Raw genomic sequence first — 2,059 nt, forward strand, 5'->3', positions numbered from 1 at the left:
GCGGCGTACGCGGCGGGCACGCCCGCCGAGGAGGGCGCGGCCCGCCCGAGGTCCTCCGCGACGGTCATGAGGCCGCTGCCCGCCTCCACGAGCAGGCCGTCGGCGTGCCCGTGGTAGTTGCCGCGGAACTTCACGATGAGGTCGCGGCCCGTGAAGCCGCGCGCGAGACGCAGGGCGCTCATGGTGGCCTCGGTGCCGCTGTTCACGAAGCGGACCTTGTCCACGCCGGTGAGGCGCGTGACGAGCTCGGCGAGTTCCACCTCGCGGCGGCTGGGCGCGCCGAAGGACGTGCCGCCCGCGAGGGCCTCCGCGATGGCCTCGCGGACGGCGGGGTGGTTGTGCCCGAGGATCATGGGGCCCCACGAGCCGATGTGGTCGATCAGGGCGTGCCCGTCCGCGTCGATGAGGTAGGCGCCCTCGGCGCGGTCGATGAAGCGCGGGGTGCCGCCGACGGCGCGGAACGCGCGGACGGGGGAGTTGACGCCGCCGGGCGTGACGCGGCGGGCGCGCTCGAACAGCGCCTCGGAGGCGCTCGTCTGGGGGAGGGAGGGGGTGTCGGTGTGGGTCACGGTGGCTTCACCCTACGTCATGCGCGGTCGTGCGGGAGGGCGGACGGTCACCTTCCGCACTTGACAATGATTAACACTGTCAAGTAAAAGAGAGGTGATGAGCGAGTCGTCCACCACCCGGCAGCAGCGGGTCCGGCAGGCCAGCGCCGACCGGCGCGCCCGCCAGAAGCTCGACCTGCGCCGCGCCATCCTCGACGCCGCCACCGACCTCTTCGAGCGCGAGGGCTACGAGAAGTTCTCCCTGCGTCAGGTCGCGGAGGCCGTCGGCTACTCGCCCACCACCATCTACCTCTACTTCACCGACAAGGACGACCTGCTGCACCACGTCGCCCTCGAGGGGTTCCGGTCCTTCGGGGAGGACCTCGCGCGCGCCTTCGCCGCCCACGAGGACACCCACGCGCGCCTGCTGGCGCTCGGGCAGGCGTACGTCCGCTTCGGCGTCACGCACCCCGTGCACTACCGCCTCATGTTCATGGTGCGCGGCGAGTTCCTCTCGCGGCCCAACCCGCCCGGCTACGAGTCCGTCGTGGACTCCTTCGGCCTGCTCGAACGCGCCATCCGCGAGGGCCTGGAGCGCGGCGACCTCGACGTGCCCGACGTCTCCGCCCACACCCTCGGCCTGTGGGCCGCCGTCCACGGGCTCGTGGCCCTGCACCTCGCCACGCCCTACCTGCCCGCGAGCGCCCTCGAACCCGTTCTCGAACAGACGATGGAGGTGATGCGCCGGGGAAGCCGGGCCTGACGGGCAGCGCCCGTCCGCCCGGAACCACCATGCTGCCAGTCACTTAACACCGTTCATCAGATGAAAGCCGTTCACCAAAGGAGGATCACCATGCTGGCCACCACGACCGCCCCCACCGTGCTCGTCACGTCCCTGCGCCGCTTCTGGCAGACCAACCCGCCCCTGCTCGTCACCGGCCTCACCACCCTCGTCCTGTGCGTCCTCTTCTCCGCGGGCCTCCTCCTCGACGAACGCTACGTCACCGGCGCGCCCGTCTGGCTCAAGCCCCTCAAGTTCGCCGTCTCCGTCACGCTCTACAGCTTCACCCTGCTGTGGATGCTCGGCCTGATCGAGGGCCGCCGCCGCCTCGTCGGCTTCCTCGCCTGGATCGTCGTCCTCGCGCTCGCCGTGGAGTTCGTCGTCATCATCACCCAGGCCGCGCGCGGCACCACCAGCCACTTCAACGTCTCGACGGTCCTCGACGGCGCCCTCTGGACCAGCATGGGCGCCGCGATCGGCGCGCTGTGGCTCGCCAACCTCGGGGTGGCCGTCCTGCTCGTCCTCCAGAAGTTCACCCGCCCCAGCCTCGCGCTCGCCGTGCGGCTCGCGATCGGCATCACCCTCGTCGGCATGGCCGAGGGCTTCCTCATGACCAGCCCCACCGCGCAGCAGCTCGCGAGCTGGAACGCGGGCGCGAGGGTCACCATCGTCGGCGCGCACAGCGTCGGCGTGCCCGACGGCGGCCCCGGCCTGCCCGTCGTCGGCTGGA

General features: G+C 71.6%; 2 protein-coding genes and 1 pseudogene. 2 read left to right on the top strand and 1 reads right to left on the bottom strand.

Annotated features, from left to right (window positions below):
* A partial coding sequence (locus DEIPI_RS30380) for an aminotransferase class III-fold pyridoxal phosphate-dependent enzyme (protein WP_045234120.1) occupies positions 1 to 569 on the bottom strand: 569 nt, incomplete at its 3' end.
* 97 nt (positions 570 to 666) lie between these two features.
* Here DEIPI_RS30380 and DEIPI_RS0111195 point away from each other — a divergent pair.
* Together DEIPI_RS0111195 and DEIPI_RS39545 are read left to right on the top strand one after the other, a co-directional pair.
* Positions 667 to 1,311, top strand: a complete 645-nt coding sequence (locus DEIPI_RS0111195; protein ID WP_052351703.1) for a TetR/AcrR family transcriptional regulator — start codon at positions 667 to 669, stop codon at positions 1,309 to 1,311.
* A gap of 90 nt (positions 1,312 to 1,401) precedes the next feature.
* Positions 1,402 to 2,059: pseudogene (locus tag DEIPI_RS39545) on the top strand (hypothetical protein); the annotation flags it as partial.

This window comes from Deinococcus pimensis DSM 21231 (assembly GCF_000519345.1).
GTDB lineage: Bacteria > Deinococcota > Deinococci > Deinococcales > Deinococcaceae > Deinococcus_A > Deinococcus_A pimensis.

Bases quoted from the DNA above. Each gene is read 5' to 3' on its own strand.
- DEIPI_RS0111195 (WP_052351703.1), top strand. From the start codon at position 667: ATGAGCGAGTCGTCCACCACCCGGCAGCAGCGGGTCCGGCAGGCCAGC.